2 protein-coding genes are annotated in these 1,731 nt (G+C 71.4%); one reads left to right on the forward strand and one right to left on the reverse strand.

What is annotated here, in order from left to right; all coding sequences use genetic code 11:
• On the reverse strand, positions 1–690 hold a 690-nt coding region (locus tag ASG00_RS14190; RefSeq protein WP_235559051.1), incomplete at its 3' end, for a formyltetrahydrofolate deformylase.
• Positions 691–794: 104 nt separating this feature from the next.
• Here ASG00_RS14190 and ASG00_RS01585 point away from each other — a divergent pair.
• The coding region (locus ASG00_RS01585) for an acyl-CoA thioesterase (protein ID WP_235559052.1) at positions 795–1,731 on the forward strand (937 nt) is incomplete at its 3' end.

The raw sequence follows: 1,731 nt of genomic DNA on the forward strand, positions 1-1,731 counted from the left end.
GGTCGCGCCGATGAGCTTCACACCGCGCTCCTTGGCCTTGCGGTACGGGTCGGCGCCGATGAAGGCGGGGAGGAACGAGTGGTGGATGTTGATGACCGGCACCCCGAGCTCGGCGAGGAAGTCGCCCGACAGGATCTGCATGTAGCGGGCGAGCACGACGAAGTCGACGTTGCCCTTCAGTAGCTTCAGGATCTCGGCCTCGGCCGCCGACTTGTCGGCGCCCTGCGAGGGCACGTGGAAGAACGGCACCCCGAACGAGCGCACGTCGTCGGCCGTGTTGGTGTGGTTCGAGACGACCATCGGGATCGACACCGGCAGCTCGCCGCGGCGGTGACGCCACAGCAGGTCGAGCAGGCAGTGGTCGGAGGTCGACGCGAGGATCGCCATGCGCTTCGGGATCGACTGGTCGGTCAGCCGCCACTCCATCGCGTAGGGGGCGAGGGTCTCTGCGAGGTCCTCCTCGATGCTCGGCAGCGCCGCCGTCAGGTTCGGCCGGTGGAACACCACCCGCTGGAAGAACGCCCCGCCCTGCGGGTTGTCGGAGTACTGATCGAGGGAGACGATGTTGCCCTCGTGGCGGGTGATGAGCGCCGTGATGGCCGCCACGACCCCGGCCTTGTCCGGCCCGTACACGATGAGGCACGCGTGGTCGCGGGACGTGCGGATGGGGGCGGTGAGAGGGCCGGTCACACCCGTCAGTCTAGGAGCGCCAGGCCTCGGGCTCGGCGCTGTGCGGGCGGTGAGAGGGCGCGGATGCCGCGGGCCGCGGCATCCGACTCACTACGCTGTCGTGCGTGACCCCCGACGCGGAGCCCGCTGCGCTCGCCCATCCCGCCGCCGGTCGTGATGACCGGATCACGCTGCGCTTCCTCGCCACCCCCGGCGACACCGCCGCCGGCGGACGCTCGGTCGCCGCCGGCAGCGTCATGGAGTGGATCGACAAGGCCGCCTATGCGTGTGCGGTCGGCTGGGCCGGCGGCTACTGCGTCACCGCGTACGTCGGCAACATGCGCCACCGGCGTCCGATCCCGCCGGGCAGTCTCATCGAGGTGAGCGCCCGCATCGTGCACACCGGCACCACGAGCATGCACATCGTCGCCACGGTCGCCTCGGCCGACGTGAGCACCCGCGAGTACACCCCGGCGACCACGTGCATCCTGGTCTTCGTCGCGAAGGGTGCCGACGGCCGGCCGGCCCCCGTGGCGGCGTGGAGCCCCGTGTCGGCTGCCGACGCCGAGCTGCAGCGCCTCGCGCTCGACCGCATCGCCTCGCGCACCGAGATCAAGTCGCTCATGCTCGACGAGGAATACACGGATGCCTCGGCCGCCCCCCGCACGACGCTGCGTTTCCTCGTGCCGCCCGGCGTCGTCAACTGGGGAGGCAAAGCCCACGGCGGCACGGTGATGCGGTGGATGGACGAGGCCGCCTACGCGGTCACCGCGGCATGGGTGCGCGACGGCGCCGAGGCCAGCGCCGCGGTCGGGGCCTACTCGGGCGGCATCCACTTCTTCACGCCGATCTCGATCGGCGACCTCGTCGAGATCGACGCCCGCATCGTCTACACCAGCGCGCGCAGCGCGCACGTCGTCAGCCGCGTGCTCACCGGCGACCCGCGCACGCCCCACGAGCGACGCCTCGCGACGCTCTGCATGAGCGTGTTCGTCGTGCCCTCACCGGACGGCGAGGCGCTTCCGGTGCCGCAGTGGCTGCCCGAGCTCGCCGAGGACGTGC

Origin of the sequence: Microbacterium sp. Leaf351 (genome assembly GCF_001423825.1) — a bacterium.
In the GTDB taxonomy this organism is placed as follows: Bacteria; Actinomycetota; Actinomycetes; order Actinomycetales; family Microbacteriaceae; genus Microbacterium; species Microbacterium ginsengisoli.